Raw genomic sequence first — 20,473 nt, forward strand, 5'->3', positions numbered from 1 at the left:
CGATTGCCGGAGATTTACCTTCTCTATCAGCGTCTCCGGGTTACACTTCGTGATGCCTGCAGAAAATGTGAAAAATCAGGGAGCAGATTTAATTAAACCTGTCATTTAACCTGAAGTAGGTCTTCATAGCGGGTGCGAGGCGAAAGCATTTCTCGCTTCATAGCCCACTGTTGCGGTATCCCCAGCCCGGCGAAGTACAGCGTCCCCTTCCAGGATGGCCCAGCACTTCCATCAGCTTCTCGCTACCGGCGCGCGGCGCGTTATCATCGAAAAGGTTGAGTTGCGCTACGCCCTGGCTGAAGAAGTCACCCAGCAGGTTTTCCCTATCATGGTGGCCATCTTATTCTACTACCTTTTAAAGATTCAGCTTTTTACCCCATTCACAACATGTTTATAGTGACTATCGTGGTCGTCCAGGCACATTTGTTGAGTGAGGTTATAATGCCTTTTTATGTAGGTTCAAGCTGTTTTCCTGCTTGCATAAGCAAGCAAAAAATTACTGATATACTCAATTCGGATATTCCCCTTAAGATGAGCTTATGGGATAGGATTAAAGAGTTTTTCTTTACCACTCATCAGGCTGAAGTACAGGATTGCCTTTACCGGATCTGCCATCCATCTGCTGGAACGACGCCAGATGATGTGAGGAAACTGTTTGAACGTCTTAAGGAATTAGCCCACCCGGGCTATGCGGATAATATTCAGTGTCATCGGTATGGAGGGAAGAGTTTCTGTATCATGGACAAAAATGGCGATGAACTTCTGTCGGTAAGTTTTGCAGATGATTATACTGTTACAACAGGAACCAGGGGGGCATTCTTTGCTGACGGTACTACACGCATTTATCCTTTACATCCTTAGTTTCCTTTTCAGTGAGGGGGACTGTAAATAACTGGCGAAAAATCACATTCAGCCTGCCGTAATAAAACATCACTGCCACTTTGAACTGTTCCCTGTATACCCTTTTCTTATCAAAGTAATTATTCAGGCCACCGCCAACATATCGCACCGGCCTGAGCTGTCAAAATAATTCAATTCATAGATGATTGTCAGGTTTTTGCGGCCAGTCAGGATTTGAAGAGCACATGAACTCACTCTCATATGAATTAATTTATATAGAAATTAAAATATAGCATTGCTTATCATTTTTATTTAAAGTAAATATTTTCTAAATGGTTTTTATTTACTCGCCAGATTGTAATGAATAACGTTTAATATCTGTAATAAAGGATGCGGTAACAATAAGGATAATGATTCGCTACTTAACAGGTGATATTATGAAATACGTTAAGAATATATTTTTAATCCTGGTCTTTGCATTGTCGGCTACGGCTTTTTCGACATCTGCGATGGCTGCCAGTGAGACTAAAGCCCCTCCAAAATCGGATGATCTCCCGCAACCTAATCTTCCCGAAATGCCTAAGTGGTGTAAGAAACTGTTAGAAAGTGGAGGATTGTTACCACCTGACTTTTATAAGCTATGCTGGGGACGTTAACTGAGAATTAGTATGTTAGATGCAACTATACTTTATGGTATATGGTTGCGATAACCTTATCAACTAGTAAAATGATTATTCAGACCACCACAATATATCGAGGTGGTCTGAGTTGTCAAAAAAAGTGCAATTTATAAATTACTGTTAGGCTTTTGCGGCCAGTCAGGATTTGAGATATCCACCCGGTTTACCAGTACCCTGTATTTTTTCCATTCGTCAAGCCGCGCTTTCTCATCATCTGTTGCGATTCCAAGATCAACTGCATCCTGCAATGGCGCGATTTTTTCAGATACCATTTGCAAAAGACGGCTTTTGGTCCCTTCAACTTCACGAAGTCTGGCCGCTGTTTCCGCAGCTTCATCCTTTACCCACGCCTTACCATCCCATTTCTGGTATTCACCGCCTGGTGAAACTGATGTGACGTTTTCAGGTGGCGGGCCGGGTTCTGAAATATAAATCGGGTTGCCGGTTCGCGTGTCCACCGTTTCGTCGCGGTGGTCCTCATGTAGACTCCACGTTTTGATTTCAGCGTCAAATACCGCAATATGACTGGCGGGAATATCAGGAGGGGCTATAAGGACAATTTGCCGGTAATCCAGTGCGCGGCGGGATATATGCATCACCTGCGCCAATAAATTCGTTTGTATCTGAACGCAGATTATAAATTTTAATTATCTGTGTGGTATCACTCATTTTAAGCGTCATTTTTTATTCCGGATAAATATTCTGTATTCAGGTATACAGTATGATCATGCGAACCGACATGCAGTGTATTAGTGTGTGAGCCATCCCAATACTTGTTACTGCTGTCTGCATTAGCTGATTTTACGCAATATGTCCTGTACTCCCCACAACCGATATATTCCGTTCTGGAATACGGACAGTCAGTCTGTGATGAAAAATATGTCTTTATGTTTTCAGTCATGCCAGCCTCACAATATAATTAAACGCGATATTCTTCACTGTGGTTTCCGCATTACCGTTTGCGTCCACGGTAACTACGTGTCCGTGTGGGCCGATCCCCCCTCCTGAGCGACACACGGACGCGGTTAAAAATTGTCGGCAGCAGCATCAAAGGGATACGCAAATTGCGGTATTCTGAAAAATGCATGCCAGTATTAAGCGCAATGTTAATAAAACCAGTCGTCAGCGCTTTCCCACGTTTCCTGCAGAATGCTCTGTATACGTTTTTTATCGCCATCAGCAGCACCGACGATACTCAGACCATCCTGACTGCCTCGACGGATGGTTAAATTCTGGAGACAAGTCATTAATTCTTTTTCAAGTACAGGAACAGCACCTTCCGCAAGCTGTTTTGTCCGGCTGATAACAAGCTCAATTCTCATAATTCCCTCTACATTTAATTACTGTATATAAATACAGCATCTCTGTTAGAAAGAATATTCAAGAAGTGGATAGCACTTTTTGCCAAAGCTAGTATGTTGTTTCATATCAGATTTTAGGCTGGGAAACCCGTCGCAGCGGACTCGAGTTTCTGAGTTGTGATATTCACACCGAAGGTATGGTAGAAATAACCATGGCTCTTTTTACGCCATATCAACACTACGAATAAGATGGCAAACCTGAAATGTACAAAACCATATAGAGTCTTAGCATGAAAATTTCATCTCCTACGCCTTGTTTAAACTTTGCTCCACAGAAAGAATATTCTGCTGCCGTTGTTCCGCATCCTTCAAAGAATGCCTATGCGGATTACGTTTTGGAGACAGGTAAGCGAATACCGTTTTCCGCCGCAGATTTAAGCAACCTCTACCAAAGTGTCATTTACGCTGTCCACAGCAGTCGTAGCAGGCTCATCGATCAGCACACGGCCGATATGATCGGTAACACTGTACTTGATGCCTTAAGCCGATCACAGACCTTTCGTGATGCCGTCATCTATGGCATCCATAATAAGGAAGTGCAACTTGGCTGCATTACATACAGAAACGAATACGAGATCAACGAAGATTCCCCCGTCGGGGTTGATTCTATTCACTTACTGACGCATAGCGAATTGTATGAATACGAGGTTGGTCAAGAGCCAATTTTGCCTATTTGCGAGGCGAGAAAAGATGAACACGAGGAAGCCTATATCAGTTTTAGTGTGGCGCCAGACAGTGACTCGTGCGAGATGCCGTCATGGCAGGAAGGACTGATTCACGAGATCATTCATCATGTTACTGGAGCCGGCGATCCATTAGAAGATGGTAATATTGAGCCAGGACCCACTGAAATTCTGGCACGTCGTGTAGCACAAGAATTGGGATGGTTAATCCCTGAGTTCACAGGGTATGCTTCCCCGGATCGTGTAGCTCATCTTAGGACGCGCGATCTTAATACCCTTCGCCAAACGGCAACACGGCACGAAGATAATGAGGTAGCTTTTTTCGAAAGGCTGGATGTGATTAGCGATGGATACGAGGCAAGCGCTGATTTCACAGAGTATCCTGTTATGTCTGACATGGTGAAAGAGCTGAACAAACCACATGATTTTCCCGGGTTAGTTATCAATGATAATACAATGGATGCAGACCCAGACCAGATCCAACTTTATCATGGTCAACCTTATATTTTCACCTTCGTAGACAAACATAATCAGCGCTGACATACCTTTACAGCTATAATCACTACGCATCCATTTTTACAGATAGTGTAGTGGTCTCCATCAAGTTCATCCTCAATTTTCTCGATGAATTTATTATTGCGAATCTTCGAAGGTCATGGAGCGACCATGTTTTCATGCCAGCTTTGGCTATAATCTGGGCAGAAAAGAGAGCAACATTTGGTTGAAGTGGTGGTCTATCATCCTCTGGCCCCTTATGGCGTGACAGCGTAACAACATGCTTTGACACTGCTGTTCCTTTTATAGACTCCATCATCTTAACTACAGCGTCAGGTAAGGCCCTTCTGACTGATTTTTCAGTTTTATAATCACTGGCCGGAATGGGTCCATGTTTTATCCTGAAAATCAAACCACTCCCACTTCGCCGTTCTGATTTCCGTACTCCTGCAACCAGTAAGGATAAGGAACCTCATTATCAATTGCTGCCGGTCTTTCATTTCTGACAGCGCATTCCAAACCGCCTTACTTTCCTCATCGCTCAATTTGCGATCTTTAACTGCTGCAGTAAGCCCCACGCCTGAGTGCCTCAGGTTCTCAATAGGGTTTACATTAATTACTCCTCTATTAGAACAGAAGCGGAATGTACGCTGCATTGATCCAGGCATTTGCCCGGTAACGCCCCTTCTCCCCATTCCATCAAAAAGACTAAGCCAGTGAGCCTTGGTTGTCTGATCTACAATCATATTCCCGAGTACGGGGTTGATATGATTGTCAAAATCCCGGCGATTAACCTTGATTTTTACCAGGCTTTCAGGGATGCCGTAATACTACTCCCAGTCGTCATATGCTTCTTTTACGGTTAACGCTTCTGTTTTCTTCTTCTCCATTACCACCTGGCGACGAGGATCGAGTCCCTCAGTTAACCATGATCTAAACTGCTGCCGGCGTTCCCTGCCATGAGATAGTGATATGGTTGGATAATCGCCAATCGTCAGTTAAGCCGCTTTCCCGTTCCATCTGTATCGGTAAAAGAATGTTATACTGCCGGATGTAGAGAGCCTGACATTTAGACCATGAGCGTCTGAGATGACCTTGATTTGGTCTCTTTTTTTGCCAAGAGCCTTTCTTAATTTTGTATCGGTAAGCAATGTGTACACTCCCTGAGAGGATATACACATCAGCGTACACATTTTGCGTAAATTGATAACCTTCAAATTAATGCAACATACACAAAATTAAAACACCAACGGTCGATAACAAATTGATACTGCTTGAAAATTTAAAAAGACATAAAGCATGGTAAACAAAAATAAAACGAGTAAATATGCCTTACGATAGCGTATACAGCGAAAAGCGCCCGCCAGGCACCCTGCGCACTGCCTGGCGCACATTTTATAGCGACGCGCCTGCGATGGTGGGCCTGTATGGGTGTGCCGGTCTGGCGTTGCTGTGTATTTTTGGCGGTTGGATCGCGCCCTATGGCATTGATCAGCAATTTCTGGGCTATCAGCTACTGCCGCCCTCCTGGTCACGCTATGGCGAAGTCTCCTTTTTTCTGGGGACTGACGATCTGGGGCGCGATGTGCTGAGCCGCCTGTTAAGCGGCGCGGCGCCCACGGTCGGCGGCGCGTTTATCGTAACGCTGGCGGCTACGCTATGTGGATTAGTCCTCGGCGTAGTAGCAGGCGCGACGCACGGTTTACGCTCTGCCGTACTGAACCATATTCTGGACACGCTGCTTTCCATCCCTTCGCTCTTGCTGGCGATTATCGTCGTGGCATTTGCCGGCCCACATCTGTCACACGCGATGTTTGCCGTCTGGCTGGCCCTGTTGCCGCGAATGGTACGTTCCGTCTACAGCATGGTGCATGACGAACTGGAAAAAGAGTACGTCATTGCCGCCCGTCTGGATGGCGCGACAACACTGAATATTCTGTGGTTCGCCATTTTACCGAATATTACCGCCGGTCTGGTCACCGAAATTACCCGGGCACTATCGATGGCGATTCTGGACATCGCCGCGCTGGGATTTTTAGATCTCGGCGCGCAGCTTCCCTCTCCCGAATGGGGCGCCATGTTGGGGGATGCGCTGGAGCTAATCTATGTCGCGCCGTGGACCGTTATGCTACCCGGTGCGGCGATAACGCTCAGTGTTTTACTGGTGAACCTGCTCGGAGATGGGATTCGTCGTGCGATTATTGCGGGGGTGGAATAATGCCGTTACTGGATATTCGCAATCTCACCATTGAATTTAAAACCAGCGAAGGTTGGGTAAAAGCGGTCGATCGCGTCAGTATGACATTAAGCGAAGGCGAAATTCGCGGCCTGGTAGGTGAATCGGGTTCCGGGAAGAGCTTGATTGCTAAAGCTATTTGCGGCGTCGCGAAAGACAACTGGCGAGTCACTGCCGACCGTATGCGTTTTGATGATATCGATCTGCTGCGCCTCTCCTCTCGTGAACGGCGTAAGCTGGTCGGGCATAACGTGTCGATGATCTTCCAGGAGCCGCAGTCGTGCCTTGATCCTTCTGAACGCGTCGGTCGCCAGTTAATGCAAAATATTCCCGCCTGGACCTATAAAGGCCGCTGGTGGCAGCGTTTAGGCTGGCGTAAACGGCGCGCAATTGAATTACTGCACCGGGTGGGGATTAAAGATCATAAAGATGCGATGCGCAGTTTTCCCTATGAACTGACCGATGGCGAGTGTCAGAAAGTCATGATCGCTATCGCGCTGGCGAATCAGCCGCGACTACTGATCGCTGATGAACCAACCAACTCAATGGAACCGACGACACAGGCGCAAATTTTTCGCCTGCTGACCCGACTGAATCAAAACAGTAATACCACCATTCTGTTGATTAGCCACGACCTGCAAATGCTGAGTCAGTGGGCTGACAAAATCAACGTCTTATACTGTGGCCAGACAGTAGAAACGGCGCTAAGTAAAGATTTGGTGACGACGCCACACCATCCTTATACGCAGGCGCTTATCCGCGCGATTCCGGATTTTGGCAGCGCGATGCCGCATAAAAGCCGTCTGAATACGCTGCCGGGTGCGATCCCGCTACTGGAGCAGTTACCGATAGGTTGTCGTCTGGGGCCGCGCTGCCCTTACGCGCAACGAGAATGCATTATCACGCCACGCTTGACCGGCGCGAAAAATCATCTCTATGCCTGTCATTTTCCGCTGAATATGGAGAGAGAGTGAGATGGTGGAAACTCTGCTTGAAGTCCGCAACCTGAGTAAAACCTTTCGCTACCGGACAGGATGGTTTCGTCGCCAGACCGTCGAAGCAGTAAAACCACTGAGTTTTACGCTTCGCGAGCGCCAGACACTGGCCATTATCGGCGAAAACGGTTCCGGCAAATCCACACTGGCGAAAATGCTGGCCGGCATGGTTGAACCCACCAATGGCGAGCTTTTTATTGACGATCATCCCCTGCATTACGGCGACTATTCGTTTCGAAGCCAACGTATTCGAATGATTTTTCAGGACCCCTCAACCTCACTGAATCCACGTCAACGCATCTCACAAATTCTTGACTTCCCACTGCGCCTTAATACCGATCTGGAGCCGGAACAGCGGCGCAAACAGATTGTCGAGACGATGCGTATGGTAGGGCTATTGCCCGATCACGTTAGCTATTACCCGCATATGCTGGCGCCGGGGCAAAAACAACGTCTGGGCCTGGCCCGCGCGTTGATTTTACGTCCTAAGGTCATTATTGCGGACGAAGCGCTGGCTTCTCTTGATATGTCCATGCGTTCGCAGCTCATCAATCTGATGCTGGAATTGCAGGAAAAACAGGGCATCTCCTATATCTATGTCACGCAGCATATCGGCATGATGAAACATATTAGCGATCAGGTATTAGTGATGCATCAGGGCGAAGTGGTTGAACGCGGCAGCACCGCAGATGTGCTCGCCTCTCCGCTACATGAGCTTACCCGTCGTTTAATTTCGGGCCATTTCGGCGAGGCGCTGACTGCTGACGCATGGCGAAAGGATCGCTAACCCAAACCAATACCCTCAGATCGACTCTCTGAGGGTGTTCACGCGACTGCCCAACAGTAGTGTTTCAACCTCTTCTAACGCAACGGAAGGAAACAACGTGCCCTGGATTGCCCAAACGCCTGCCGTTTTTAACGTCGGAAAATAGCGTGAGTTTTCCAGACCGTCCACAACAATTTTGTCACAATAACTCCGGATATGTTTGACAAGCAGTGGAAACGTCGTTTTTTCGATTTGTGAGGCGAAAAAACTACGATCAAGTTTTACGCCGCTAAAACACCCGCAAACTAATGGTGCCGCGGTCGCGTTCCCTGCGCCCAGGTCGCCCAGCCATAATGGGTTCGGTTGCTTATGAAGCATGTTAATCCAGGGATCGACTGATGCCTTATCTTGACATGAAAAATGTTCTGCGACCTGCAGCCCCATAAATAGCATGGCGTGTAGTAACGCGCGAATGTCTTTGTCCTGAAGGACAAGCTTCGCCATATCCCGATCGATATTGATGGTACAAAACAAGCCGTGGCGTAGAAACCAGCGACGTTTGCCAGCGATAGTCCGCAGTAGATCGAGCAGAAAATAACGCTTCTGCGTATTGTCCCATGACGAAATAGCAAACTCAGGGTGCAGCGGACGAGAGAGCGACGATGCAAAACGAGTGATAATTTCAACGCCCAGTAAATCCCCTTCCATTCCCCTTATCGGTTCTGCAATGAAAAAATAGCGCATATGACCACTCCACTTGCTCTTAACTCCCTGATAATGCGCTTTTAACGCAAATCAATCAATAAAAACGATCAATATATAAAAAATGATCGAAAAAAACAATATATGTTAACTTGATGATAACATGTAAATTTTATGTTTTGAGAATGTTCTTGTATTGCTATAAATAGATTCACACACTACGCAAGCAGCGCTTATGTGAAAGCATGAGAAAATTCGGCAGGCCGAATTCTTCTTGTCTGGCAGATGGGGAAATTAAGGCGAGTCAATGTTATTGCGCAATAGCGAGGCATTTCGCCAGGTATGGCAGCGTTGCGTTGCCATACCAACGTGTAGCATGTCTGCTTCACTCTGTCCGGGCTCCTCAGACGGCCCTTCAATGAATAGCAATACGCAATAGTTGATCGGTAAAATTGTCGTGAATGAGCTCACGGCGACTCGCAGAAAAGAACTGAACTAAATGCTATTCTTTAATTCATCTTTTTATACGTTAGCAACAAGAGTCCCTCCTCAGGCGAGGCTAGTTTAAAACGTCTTCCTGGCGCGTTTTCTCTCCGATTAATTCATTAATATCCGTAATAAGTGAACTATAATATTCAATATCTTCAGCATTTCCTTCGGTCTCGGCCTGCTTTAATTTTACCATGTGACGGGCCTTAATTTGTTCTTCCAGTTGCGCTGTTGCAAGAGAAACTCTCCGCTGATGCCGGAATTCTTTTGAAGGCACGATCTGATCACCATCTACAAAGAAAAGCCCCCCTTCTTTAACCAGAATATTACCAAAAACGTTCATATCATGCATATAAACACCTCTGGATTCAAGAAGCGCCTCAGCCCTATTATAGTTCTCGTCATCTTCAATATCGAACTCCTGACCCTGAATGTATTTTGAAACTAAAACCATGACATCTTTGCCATTAATATTCATGGTGGCGGACCGAGAAAAATTCTTATCGTCATTGGCTATGTTCAAATACTTACTAACACGCTCAGGATGACAATTACAATGCTCTGGAGAGGTAAAGTCGATTTTTACCCCCTGTTCGTTAATTGGAACCTTAATAACATATTCACCATTTAATAAATAAACTGTCCCATAGCTTCCGCTACCTATTTTATTTTTTTCAATATCAGACATGCAAATCTTTTTCTTAAACTCTTGCGAGGTAATAAAAACCTCTATCGGCGCTGGTTGTTGGGAATCCACCTGATCAATAGCGCCGCGATCATCGCCTGACGCCCCAGGCAGCGTTGACAAGTACTCTATCAAACGTTGCTCAAAAGCGTCATAGCGCCCATTCCCACCTGCTTCGCTCAGCGTCAGGCTATCATTACCCAAAGCAGCAAGCGTAATCTCACCCGTATTGTAATTAAACATCGTTTCTTTTAAAAAACCGAGACAACGCTCAGAACACTCTGTCTCGGAAATTAATATCCCATCGTAATATAATTTTAACAGTGACATGTTTTCTTGATGTGCTAATACTTCTACAGTGTATTTATCTATTGTTTCAGGTCTGGAGGCATCAATAAGTTTAACATATCCGAGAAGGGGTCGCCATCGTGTACAGTCTTCATCTCGTGTTGAAAATGGTCTTGGCGAGAAAGGTCCCTTAATATCGGGATGCTCTTTATTTTGGCACAAAAGATTGTATATTTCTTTATACTCAGAAATTAAACTGCGATTGGTGAATATATTCCTGAAAAAATCTATAAATCGCTCACATGTTGAAAAAAATGTATTCTCTTTTATTATCAACAATATCTCTTAGATGGCTTTCCGATATATGACAGCTATGATTTCCAATATGAAATATAAACTGCATACATGTCGTCCTCTAAGAGATCATTATGATATACATACAAACATATAAAAACCATATTTGTAACTACTGTAATCACCTGATTTTCAAAAATTCTCATATACAGCATTCATACTGTTACCAGCAAATGAAGCAATCACTCAATATCAAAAAAGAAATTATTTTTGTTAAGAACTCGATTATTAAAGTTACAAATCTATTATAACATCATCCATAGATGAGGTATTAAAGTGGGACGATAATACAGATAAATATTCAGGCTTCCGACATTACCGTTATTTGTCTGGTGTAAGGCACGTCGCTGTAACACTTACTGTCCGTCCCGGTGCCTCTGGTTGGATGAGGCGAACCTCACACTAGCTGGTATACTGCACCTTAGCGTCTATCACATTAGGCTCTTAATACGCCGTTTTCCTTCTGGTGACTTACCGTGCTGTTTCAGAACACCGCCTGCCGGGCTCACTTCAGTGATAGCGGCGGAAAAATAGCGTGACACACAGGGCCGGGAGTGGGATATAATTTCAGGCTAATTTCGAATAATTTTGAAATACTGCTTTTAACTTATTGATATTAAAAGCAAAAAACAAGCAATGACTATAAGGATTAAAGCTATGGGTTTTCTTTCCGGTAAGCGCATTCTGGTCACTGGCGTGGCCAGTAAACTGTCCATCGCCTACGGTATCGCGCAGGCGATGCACCGCGAAGGAGCTGAACTGGCGTTCACCTACCAGAACGACAAACTGAAAGGCCGCGTGGAGGAGTTTGCTGCCCAACTGGGTTCCAGCATCGTTTTACCGTGTGACGTCGCTGAAGACGCCAGCATTGACGCTATGTTTGCGGAGCTGAGTCACGTTTGGCCGAAATTTGACGGTTTCGTACACTCAATCGGTTTCGCGCCTGGCGACCAACTGGACGGCGATTATGTTAATGCGGTTACCCGCGAAGGCTTTAAAATCGCTCACGATATTAGCTCTTACAGCTTTGTTGCCATGGCGAAAGCCTGCCGCGCCATGCTGAATCCGGGGTCTGCGTTGTTGACCTTATCTTATCTGGGGGCGGAACGCGCCATCCCGAACTACAACGTCATGGGTCTGGCGAAAGCCTCTCTGGAAGCCAACGTGCGTTACATGGCAAATGCAATGGGACCGGAAGGCGTTCGCGTCAACGCCATCTCTGCGGGTCCAATCCGCACGCTGGCAGCATCCGGCATTAAAGATTTCCGTAAAATGCTGGCGCATTGTGAAGCCGTTACGCCAATTCGTCGCACCGTTACCATTGAAGATGTGGGTAACTCAGCAGCGTTCCTGTGCTCCGATCTCTCTGCAGGAATTTCTGGCGAAGTCGTTCATGTTGACGGCGGATTCAGCATTGCGGCAATGAATGAGCTGGAACTGAAGTAAGCGCATTAAGTCTATTAGCGGGCGGCATGGCTGTGCTGCCCCATTTCTCGACACACCGCTCATCCCGCTATATAGCGTTCTGATATTTGTTATCACCTAACAATCTTTCACCCCTTTCCCGCATACGGCAGGATAAGCCAGCATAAACGATCCGACGCCGAATCATTATCGATGGCCATTTCATCCTCGGGAAAACCTATGGAACAATGCCGAAAAGCGGGTAAAAGCCACTGGTATCATGAAACACAATCCAGTATGTCGTCACAAACCACGCTTCCGCTGATGCCGGAAGCCGCGTATGTTAACGATCGTTTTTTACTCGATTTAGCGATATCTGAAACAGCGTTGGTGCCCTTTGAGTCATGGTTAAATCCAGCTCGCCAACTGGCGAATATCTTATTTCCTCCCACAGTTATCAACGATCGGCTTCATACGTTTAGCGCCTATGAACGTATGAGCACCGCGCTGACCGCCGCTCAGGTTTTTGGGGTGCAGCGTTTATGCCGTCATTATGCCGCACGTCTGGCGCCGCTGCCTGGACCTGACGCTTCAAGAGAGAGCAATCAACGGCTGGCGCAAATTACGCAATATGCCCGTCAGCTTGCCGGTTCCCCCTCCGTTATCAATACGCGTGCCCGTGAACAGCTTGCAGAGGTGGGATTAACCGCCCGGGATACCGTACTCATCAATCAGATCATTGGGTTTATCGGTTTTCAGGCGCGGGTATCGGCGGTATTCCAGGCGTTTTGCCGTCTGCCCGTACGCGAGCTGCCCGGCCTGGAGATGCAGCGCTTTGCCGGAGCCGTGCCGTTTCAAACCCCCCAGGCGACATGGCGGCCCGCCGCCAGTCTGGTAGAACATCCCGCTGCCCACGCCAAAGTTCGCCGACAATATTCGCCTTCACAATGCCAAATGCTGGCGCCGGTACTCCTGCGCGATCCGTCTTCATTCGCGTTACTCGAACGCATACTGACCAGCACAATACGCACAGCTTCACCCCCCTCTTTACTTCCACTTATTACGCTCCTCACATCACGTATCAACGGCAGCGCCTCCTGCTTTAATGAACAGGCGACCCAACCTGGCGCGTGGCGCCGCGCAGTAGTTACGTTACGCCTGGAAGAAGACGATATCGCACGTTGGGAACGACAACATTCAGTTGAGCCCGCACTGACACAGGCGATACAATGGCTCACCAGAGCGCCCGATCGTTTTAGCGCCGTGCATTTTTCCCCGCTACTTAATAGGGGGGGCTCATCGGAACAGGTTATTAATATGTTAGGCTGGTGCAGCGTGTGCGGATGGTTAAATCGTTTAAAAATCGCGTTGGGCGAAACCCATTAACCCATCCATTACTGAAAGAGCGCTTGCTGCGCCAGGCAGAATCGCGTAAAACTGTCAGCCGCTCTTTTGGCTACGAAAATAGACGAATATGTTTCAGGACAACCCGCTGCTAGCGCAGCTTAAACAGCAACTGCATTCCCAGACGCCGCGCGCTGAAGGGGTCGTAAAAGCCACGGAAAAAGGCTTTGGCTTCCTCGAGGTTGACGCGCAAAAAAGCTATTTCATTCCTCCGCCGCAGATGAAAAAAGTGATGCATGGCGATCGCATCGTCGCGGTCATCCACACAGAAAAAGAACGTGAGTCTGCCGAGCCGGAAGAACTGATCGAACCGTTCCTGACGCGTTTTGTGGGAAAAGTTCAGGGTAAAAATGACCGTCTATCCATCGTGCCGGATCATCCGTTGCTGAAAGACGCGATTTCCTGCCGCGCCGCGCGCGGCGTTCAGCATGAGTTCAAAGAAGGTGACTGGGCGGTTGCCGAAATGCGCCGCCATCCGCTTAAAGGTGACCGTTCGTTTTACGCCGATTTAACGCAGTACATCACCTTTGCCGACGATCACTTTGTTCCCTGGTGGGTTACGCTTGCCCGCCACAACCTGGAAAAAGAAGCGCCAAATGGCGTAACGACGGAAATGCTTGACGAAGGGTTGGAGCGTCAGGATCTGACCGCGCTGAATTTCGTTACTATCGATAGCGCCAGCACCGAGGATATGGATGATGCGCTTTATGCCGAGGAATTGGCGGACGGCAGACTTCAGTTAACGGTGGCTATCGCCGATCCTACCGCCTGGATTGCCGAAGGTAGTAAGCTGGATAACGCAGCGAAAATTCGCGCCTTCACCAACTACCTGCCGGGCTTCAATATTCCTATGCTGCCGCGTGAGCTGTCTGACGATCTGTGCTCGCTGCGCGCCAACGAAGTGCGCCCGGCGCTCGCCTGTCGCATGATCATCGCCGCGGACGGCGCCATTGACGATGATATCGCCTTTTTTGCGGCCACGATCGAGTCGAAGGCCAAGCTGGCGTACGACAATGTCTCCGACTGGCTGGAAAATAGCGGCACCTGGCAGCCGGATAACGAAGGCATTGCCCAGCAGATTCGCCTGTTGCACCGTATTTGTCTGAGCCGCGGTGAGTGGCGTCATCATCATGCGTTAGTCTTTAAAGATCGTCCGGATTACCGCTTTGTGCTTGGCGAAAAAGGCGAAGTATTGGATATTGTGGCGGAACCGCGCCGTATCGCTAACCGTATCGTAGAAGAGTCGATGATTGCCGCCAACCTTTGCGCCGCGCGCGTACTGCGCGATAAGCTTGGTTTTGGTATTTACAACGTACATACGGGCTTCGATCCCGCTAATGCCGACGCTCTGGCCGCGCTGCTAAAAACGCATGGTCTACATATCGATGCCGAAGAGGTGCTGACTCTGGAAGGCTTCTGTAAACTGCGTCGCGAACTGGATGCGCAGTCCTCCGGTTTCCTCGACAGCCGCATTCGGCGCTTCCAGTCTTTTGCGGAAATCAGCACCGAACCGGGGCCGCATTTCGGTCTCGGTCTTGAGGCTTACGCCACCTGGACCTCTCCTATCCGTAAGTATGGCGACATGATTAACCATCGTCTGCTGAAAGCGGTCATCAAGGGTGAGACCATTGCGCGCCCACAGGAAGACATCACCCAGCAAATGGCGGAACGCCGCCGCCTGAACCGTATGGCGGAGCGCGATGTCGGCGACTGGTTATATGCGCGCTTCCTTAACGATAAGGCGGGTACGGATACCCGTTTCGCGGCAGAAATTATTGACGTCAGCCGCGGTGGTATGCGTGTGCGACTGGTCGATAACGGCGCTGTCGCCTTTATCCCTGCCCCGTTCCTGCACGCCGTCCGCGATGAACTGGTGTGCAGCCAGGAAAACGGTACGGTACAGATTAAAGGTGAGACGGTTTATAAAGTGACGGATGTTATTGATGTCACTATTGCCGAGGTTCGCATGGAAACACGTAGCATTATTGCCCGACCGGCAGCGTAACTACGCATAGCGTTCTCAACGGCCTTTGCCTTTTCAGCAAAGGCCGTTTTCTTTCCCTCTTATCCCCTCCGTCACGCTCGGCGTTTAATCTTATCCAGGTGCCCCATTTCTTGTTATTTTTAGCTGGCGACTATGCTTTTTCCAGAATCTGGATTACATATGAATATATAAATAAAACAATACGTTCAGCCATAATTAACCTTATGTATAACATGGCTAACCTTTCTTTTCGGGCATCTGGCGCTTAAATGGGATGGTACGCATGATCAAACAGATTCAGGAACAAACGGCGCTAAGTCCCCTTCATACTTACTGGCGCCTGGTAGATGATCGCAACGTGCTGCATCTATCTCCGGCAGGTGAAACGGACGCAGAAAAAACGGTTGAGTTATCGCCGGAGCAAGCCGGGCGTATCCGGGAAATGACGGCAATTACCTCCAGCATGCTGATAACGTTGTTAATAGAAAAACAGGCTATCTCTGCGCACCTGGTAGGCCGTAAGATTAATAAACGTGAATGGGCGGGCAGCCTTTCAACCTGGCCTGATACGCCCGCTGTCGTACCAACGCAGGCGCAGGAACTCTCTTTTGCCGAGCAAATCGTATCAGAAGCCAGCTCAGTCATTGCGATACTGGATAGCCAGGGAAAAATCTGTCGATTTAATCGGTTATGCGAAGAGTACACGGGCTTAAAAGAGCAAGATGTGATTGGTCAAAGCGTCTTTAAATTATTTATGAGTCGCCGGGAGGCTGCCGCCTCCCGGCACTACATTGAGGGTTTTTTTCGCAATGGCAATGCCTATGAAATCGAACGCTGGATAAAGACCCGTAAAGGCCAACGCCTGTTCTTATTTCGTAATAAATTCGTCCATAGCGGTAGCGGTAAAAACGAAATTTTCCTGATCTGCGCCGGCACAGATATTACCGAAGAAAGGCGGGCTCAGGAGCGTTTACGCATACTGGCGAATACAGATACCGTCACCGGCCTGCCTAATCGCAATGCTATCCATGAATTTATTAACAATGCTATTGCCGCGGCTGGCGAGTCGCAGGTGGGTATCGTTTATCTCGATCTGGATAACTTCAAGAAAATTAATGACGCCTACGGGCATATGTTTGGCGATCAGCTCTTACAGGCCGTTTCACTGGCGCTGTTGAGTTGTCTGGAGGAAGATCAATTGCTGGCCAGACTGGGAGGGGATGAATTCATTGTCCTCGCTGCCCATACGTCTCAGGGCGCGCTGGAAGCCGTAGCCTCACGAATCCTTACCCGACTGCGGCAACCGTTTCGTATTGGACTCATTGAAGTTTACACGGGATGCGCCATTGGCATTTCATTGGCCCCCCAGCACGGACAGGACAGCGAAAGTATCATTCGTAATGCCGACACCGCAATGTATAACGCCAAAGAAGGCGGCCGCGGTCAGTTTTGCGTTTTTTCGCCGGAAATGAATCAGCGCGTATTTGACTACCACTGGCTGGACACAAACCTGCGAAAAGCGCTGGAAAACGACCAGTTACTTATTCACTATCAACCCAAAATTACCTGGCGCGGCGAAGTACGTAGCCTGGAAGCGCTGGTACGCTGGCAATCGCCGGAACGCGGATTAATTCCGCCGCTGGAGTTCATCTCATACGCCGAAGAGTCAGGACTCATCGTTCCGCTGGGCCGCTGGGTGATTCTGGATGTGGTTCGCCAGATTGCGAAATGGCGCGATAAAGGGATTAATTTGCGCGTAGCCGTTAACTTTTCGGCGCGACAACTGGCCGACCAGACGCTTTTTACCTCGCTTAAGCAGGTTTTGCACGATCTGAATTTTGAGTATTGTCCGATCGATGTCGAGCTAACAGAAAGCTGCCTGATTGAAAACGACACGCTGGCGCTATCGGTTATCCAGCAATTTAGTCAGCTCGGCGCTCAGATTCATCTGGATGATTTCGGCACCGGTTATTCTTCGCTTTCCCAACTCGCCCGATTCCCTATTGATGCCGTTAAACTGGATCAGGCTTTCGTCAGAGACATCCATAAGCAACCGCTGTCGCAATCTCTGGTTCGGGCGATTGTCGCGGTGGCTCAGGCACTAAATTTACAAGTGATTGCCGAAGGCGTAGAAAATGCTAAAGAAGATGCCTTCCTGACAAAAAACGGCGTCAATGAACGACAGGGCTTTTTATTCGCCAAACCTATGCCCGCCGTTTCTTTTGAACGCTGGTACAAACGTTATCAGACGAAAAAAATGCGTTAATGACGGCGATAATAGAGAGAACAGCCTATGCAGACAGGCCTAACCCTATTTTTCCCTTCTCTTTTCAGATTAATTTCTGCATCATGAATTTAAACCTTTTCTGACATTAAGGATGACAAACATGTCTGATATCGAAGCACAACGAATTGCCCAACGCATTGATACCGTGCTGGATATCCTTGTTGCTGGCGATTACCATTCGGCCATCAATAACCTTGAAATATTGAGAGCAGAGCTGTTAGATCAGGTTAAAGACGGTATCTCGCCACCCCGTGCTCCCGGGTCACCCTGGGAAATCTGATAGCGATTATTTGCTCCGGGGTGGCCGTTAGCCCTTCCCGGTTCTCTGAATGTCTGTAACTCCTTTTAACGTATAAAATTAATACTATGAACTCCCGACAACAATCAATTTTGCAAATGGTGGTTGATAAAGGCCAGATGAGCGTTGCTGAACTGGCGAAAATTACCGGCGTATCTGAAGTCACGATTCGTCAGGATCTGAATACCCTGGAAAAACAGAGCTATTTACGCCGTGCGCACGGTTTTGCTGTTTCGCTTGAGAGCGATGACGTAGAGACTCGCATGATGACTAATTACACACTAAAACGCCGACTGGCGGAGTTCGCCGCCTCGCTGGTCAATCCAGGAGAATCCGTTTTTATTGAAAATGGCAGTAGCAATGCGCTATTGGCCCGAGCGCTGGCGGAACAAAAAGATGTTACGATCATCACCGTGAGCAGTTATATCGCACACCTGCTTAAAGAAACCCCTTGCGAAGTCATTCTCCTCGGTGGAATCTATCAGAAAAAAAGTGAAAGCATGGTAGGGCCGTTGACGCGACAGTTTATCCAGCAAGTGCATTTCAGCAAGGCGTTTATCGGTATTGATGGCTGGCAGGCTGATACCGGCTTTACTGGACGCGACATGATGCGCTCGGATGTGGTTAACGCGGTTCTGGAAAAAGGCTCAGAAGCGATTGTCCTCACCGATAGCTCCAAATTTGGCTGCGTGCATCCCTATACCCTGGGCCCGCTCTCTCGCTTCCATCGTGTCATTACAGATTCCAGAATTTCCGCCAGCGATCAAATGCAGTTAGAACATGCCGGGCTGCTAGTCAATGTTATTGGCTCATCCAGTTAAAATATTTCCCGATGATTTGCCCTATGGCAAATCATCCTCTCTCTAAGACTTTTCCGCCCCCGAATTAAGACTATTTACCTGTTGTAACGAGCGCAACATCGTAAAATTAATACTAGCGAAATAACAGGAAGTGACTATCACCTGCGTGATATATCCCTGCGCAATCAGGTTTTACGGAAAATCTCTTAACAGGTTTTATTTTAACTATAGTTAAAGTGAGCTTAATTCCGTGAATCGTTAATTCAGGAGAAAGTATTATGTTTATGACGAGCAAAAAAATGGCCGCTGCTGTGCTGGCAATCACCGTAGCAATGTCTCTGAGCGCCTGCTCAAACTGGTCCAAGCGCGATCGCAACACGGCTATTGGCGCAGGTGCTGGGGCATTGGGCGGCGCAGTGTTAACAGACGGCAGTACCTTAGGCACCCTGGGCGGCGCGGCGGTCGGCGGCGTTATTGGTCACCAGGTCGGAAAATAATCCAGACGTTTAAATATTGAACGGTTCAAAATAATACGATTATTCTTTTCAGGTCTGGATTACAAAAATAGACAAAGTTGACTTTTACGCCACGGTAATTTACAACCGTGGCGTTTTTATTAACCGCCAGCTAATTTTACTTTCATTCCTTTAGCTTCCAGCAACGATTTTATCAGGTCGCGTTTATCGCCCTGAATTTCAATAATCCCTTCTTTTACTGCCCCGCCGCAGCCGCACTTTTTCTTCAGTTCAGCCGCCAGTTTGGTTAACTCCGCATCATCCCTCTCAATACCGGTAATCAAACATACGCCTTTACCCTTGCGGCCACTGGTTTGACGCTGAATGCGAACGATACCATCCCCTTTTGGACGAACCAGCACCGTTTTAGGTTCTTCAATGCGCCCCGTCTCCGTTGAATAAACCAGACGACTATTGGAATCGCTCATTATACCTCCCGTTTCAGTGACGCGTTAATATCCTTCAGCGTTTGCGCCGGATTAACCGATTGCGTGACCGGACGGCCAATCACCATATAGTCGACGCCGGCGGATAATGCCTGTTCGGGCGTCATAATGCGTCGCTGGTCGCCCGCCTCGCTGCCTGCAGGCCGAATGCCCGGCGTCACCAGCTTAAATGCAGAGCCAAAGACCTGTTTAAATCTGACAGCTTCCTGAGCAGAACAGACCACGCCATCCAACCCGCATTGCTGCGTCAGACGCGCCAGCCGCTCCGCATGCTCCGCCGGTGACAACGTCACGCCCAGATCGCACAGATCGCTGGTTTCCATACTGGTCAACACGGTCACTGCAATGAGCAGTGGTGCATCTTTACCGAACGGTGCCAGCGCGTCGCGCGCTGCAGCCATCATTCTCGCCCCGCCAGACGCATGCACGTTTACCATCCAGACGCCCAGATCCGCCGCAGCGGCGACTGCCCGGGCCGTTGTGTTGGGAATATCATGAAATTTTAGATCAAGAAAGACATCAAACCCACGTTGCTGGAGATCCCGAACGAGTTGTGGACCAAACAGCGTGAACATCTCTTTGCCCACTTTTAAGCGACAATCGCAAGGATCGATTTTGTCGACAAACGCCAGGGCTTTATCGCGTTCATGGTAATCCAACGCCACAACGACAGGCGATTCAGTAATAGCGTAGGAAGAAGATGAAGCAGTAAACGTCATGACCAGACCTTCTTGATGATGGGCACCGGAGTGGCGCAAATT

16 protein-coding genes and 6 pseudogenes are annotated in these 20,473 nt (G+C 48.1%); 13 read left to right on the forward strand and 9 right to left on the reverse strand.

Annotated elements, in window-relative coordinates; translation table 11 throughout:
- Positions 1-101 precede the first annotated feature (101 nt).
- A pseudogene (locus F4V72_RS24070) lies at positions 102-316 on the reverse strand (DUF4113 domain-containing protein); the annotation flags it as partial.
- Between the two features lie 110 nt (positions 317-426).
- Here F4V72_RS24070 and F4V72_RS06450 point away from each other — a divergent pair.
- Complete coding sequence (locus F4V72_RS06450; RefSeq protein ID WP_170245746.1) at positions 427-861, forward strand: hypothetical protein; 435 nt, start codon at positions 427-429, stop codon at positions 859-861.
- A gap of 416 nt (positions 862-1,277) precedes the next feature.
- On the forward strand, positions 1,278-1,496 hold the full coding sequence (locus tag F4V72_RS24740) for a PagK family vesicle-borne virulence factor (RefSeq protein WP_053511138.1): 219 nt from the start codon (positions 1,278-1,280) through the stop codon (positions 1,494-1,496).
- Positions 1,497-1,627: 131 nt separating this feature from the next.
- Here F4V72_RS24740 and F4V72_RS06460 read toward each other — a convergent pair.
- The 3 genes and pseudogenes from F4V72_RS06460 to F4V72_RS06475 form a co-directional block, all read right to left on the reverse strand.
- A pseudogene (locus F4V72_RS06460) lies at positions 1,628-2,201 on the reverse strand (tail fiber assembly protein).
- A gap of 216 nt (positions 2,202-2,417) precedes the next feature.
- Positions 2,418-2,516 (reverse strand): annotated as a pseudogene (locus F4V72_RS24745) (hypothetical protein); the annotation flags it as partial.
- 110 nt (positions 2,517-2,626) lie between these two features.
- Positions 2,627-2,842, reverse strand: a complete 216-nt coding sequence (locus F4V72_RS06475; protein WP_053511136.1) for a DinI-like family protein — start codon at positions 2,840-2,842, stop codon at positions 2,627-2,629.
- Between the two features lie 269 nt (positions 2,843-3,111).
- Between F4V72_RS06475 and F4V72_RS06480 the strand changes: the two genes are divergently transcribed.
- Positions 3,112-4,104, forward strand: a complete 993-nt coding sequence (locus F4V72_RS06480) for a M85 family metallopeptidase (protein WP_053511134.1) — start codon at positions 3,112-3,114, stop codon at positions 4,102-4,104.
- 103 nt (positions 4,105-4,207) lie between these two features.
- Here the strand turns inward: F4V72_RS06480 and F4V72_RS24365 are convergent.
- Positions 4,208-5,240: pseudogene (locus F4V72_RS24365) on the reverse strand (tyrosine-type recombinase/integrase); the annotation flags it as partial.
- Between the two features lie 146 nt (positions 5,241-5,386).
- On the opposite strand from F4V72_RS24365, the gene sapC reads away from it, so the two are divergent.
- Genes sapC through sapF form a run of 3 tightly spaced genes read left to right on the forward strand, consistent with a single transcriptional unit; the run spans position 5,387 to position 8,077 of the window.
- Positions 5,387-6,277 (forward strand): peptide ABC transporter permease SapC, encoded by an 891-nt coding sequence (gene sapC / locus F4V72_RS06490; RefSeq protein WP_053511132.1) that lies wholly within the window; start codon positions 5,387-5,389, stop codon positions 6,275-6,277.
- Positions 6,277-7,269, forward strand: a complete 993-nt coding sequence (gene sapD, locus F4V72_RS06495; RefSeq protein WP_023246667.1) for a peptide ABC transporter ATP-binding protein SapD — start codon at positions 6,277-6,279, stop codon at positions 7,267-7,269. The genes sapC and sapD overlap by 1 nt, the downstream gene beginning before the upstream one ends.
- 1 nt (position 7,270) lies before the next feature.
- On the forward strand, positions 7,271-8,077 hold the full coding sequence (sapF, locus tag F4V72_RS06500; RefSeq protein ID WP_023246668.1) for a peptide ABC transporter ATP-binding protein SapF: 807 nt from the start codon (positions 7,271-7,273) through the stop codon (positions 8,075-8,077).
- Between the two features lie 15 nt (positions 8,078-8,092).
- Here sapF and F4V72_RS06505 read toward each other — a convergent pair whose 3' ends face one another.
- Entirely contained in the window at positions 8,093-8,800 is a 708-nt protein-coding gene (locus F4V72_RS06505) for an EAL domain-containing protein (RefSeq protein ID WP_053529018.1), read from the reverse strand.
- A 453-nt stretch (positions 8,801-9,253) separates the two neighbouring features.
- A pseudogene (locus F4V72_RS06510) lies at positions 9,254-10,623 on the reverse strand (Secreted effector kinase SteC).
- Between the two features lie 608 nt (positions 10,624-11,231).
- Here F4V72_RS06510 and fabI point away from each other — a divergent pair.
- From fabI to osmB, 7 genes and pseudogenes are all read left to right on the forward strand, one after another.
- Positions 11,232-12,020 (forward strand): enoyl-ACP reductase FabI, encoded by a 789-nt coding sequence (fabI, locus tag F4V72_RS06525; RefSeq protein WP_023246671.1) that lies wholly within the window; start codon positions 11,232-11,234, stop codon positions 12,018-12,020.
- Positions 12,021-12,218: 198 nt separating this feature from the next.
- Positions 12,219-13,208, forward strand: a pseudogene (locus F4V72_RS06530) (carboxymuconolactone decarboxylase family protein); the annotation flags it as partial.
- A 244-nt stretch (positions 13,209-13,452) separates the two neighbouring features.
- Positions 13,453-15,387, forward strand: a complete 1,935-nt coding sequence (locus F4V72_RS06535; protein WP_136058299.1) for an exoribonuclease II — start codon at positions 13,453-13,455, stop codon at positions 15,385-15,387.
- Between the two features lie 262 nt (positions 15,388-15,649).
- Complete coding sequence (gene pdeR, locus F4V72_RS06540) at positions 15,650-17,632, forward strand: cyclic di-GMP phosphodiesterase (RefSeq protein WP_063390966.1); 1,983 nt, start codon at positions 15,650-15,652, stop codon at positions 17,630-17,632.
- Between the two features lie 121 nt (positions 17,633-17,753).
- Positions 17,754-17,933 (forward strand): YciZ family protein, encoded by a 180-nt coding sequence (locus F4V72_RS06545; RefSeq protein ID WP_023246675.1) that lies wholly within the window; start codon positions 17,754-17,756, stop codon positions 17,931-17,933.
- Positions 17,934-18,019: 86 nt separating this feature from the next.
- Complete coding sequence (locus F4V72_RS06550) at positions 18,020-18,772, forward strand: DNA-binding transcriptional regulator YciT (protein WP_070801283.1); 753 nt, start codon at positions 18,020-18,022, stop codon at positions 18,770-18,772.
- Positions 18,773-19,029: 257 nt separating this feature from the next.
- Positions 19,030-19,248, forward strand: coding sequence for an osmotically-inducible lipoprotein OsmB (gene osmB / locus F4V72_RS06555; RefSeq protein WP_000481166.1), 219 nt, complete (start codon positions 19,030-19,032; stop codon positions 19,246-19,248).
- A gap of 119 nt (positions 19,249-19,367) precedes the next feature.
- On the opposite strand, the gene yciH is transcribed toward osmB, so the two are convergent.
- Entirely contained in the window at positions 19,368-19,694 is a 327-nt protein-coding gene (gene yciH / locus F4V72_RS06560; protein WP_023246677.1) for a stress response translation initiation inhibitor YciH, read from the reverse strand.
- Positions 19,694-20,431 carry an orotidine-5'-phosphate decarboxylase gene (gene pyrF / locus F4V72_RS06565; RefSeq protein ID WP_053529015.1) on the reverse strand — a complete coding sequence of 246 codons (738 nt, stop codon included), beginning with the start codon at positions 20,429-20,431 and terminating at the stop codon, positions 19,694-19,696. Before pyrF ends, yciH begins: the two co-directional genes overlap by 1 nt.
- Positions 20,432-20,473: the final 42 nt, after the last annotated feature.

It is taken from the genome of Salmonella enterica subsp. diarizonae (assembly GCF_008692785.1).
In the GTDB taxonomy this organism is placed as follows: Bacteria; Pseudomonadota; Gammaproteobacteria; order Enterobacterales; family Enterobacteriaceae; genus Salmonella; species Salmonella diarizonae.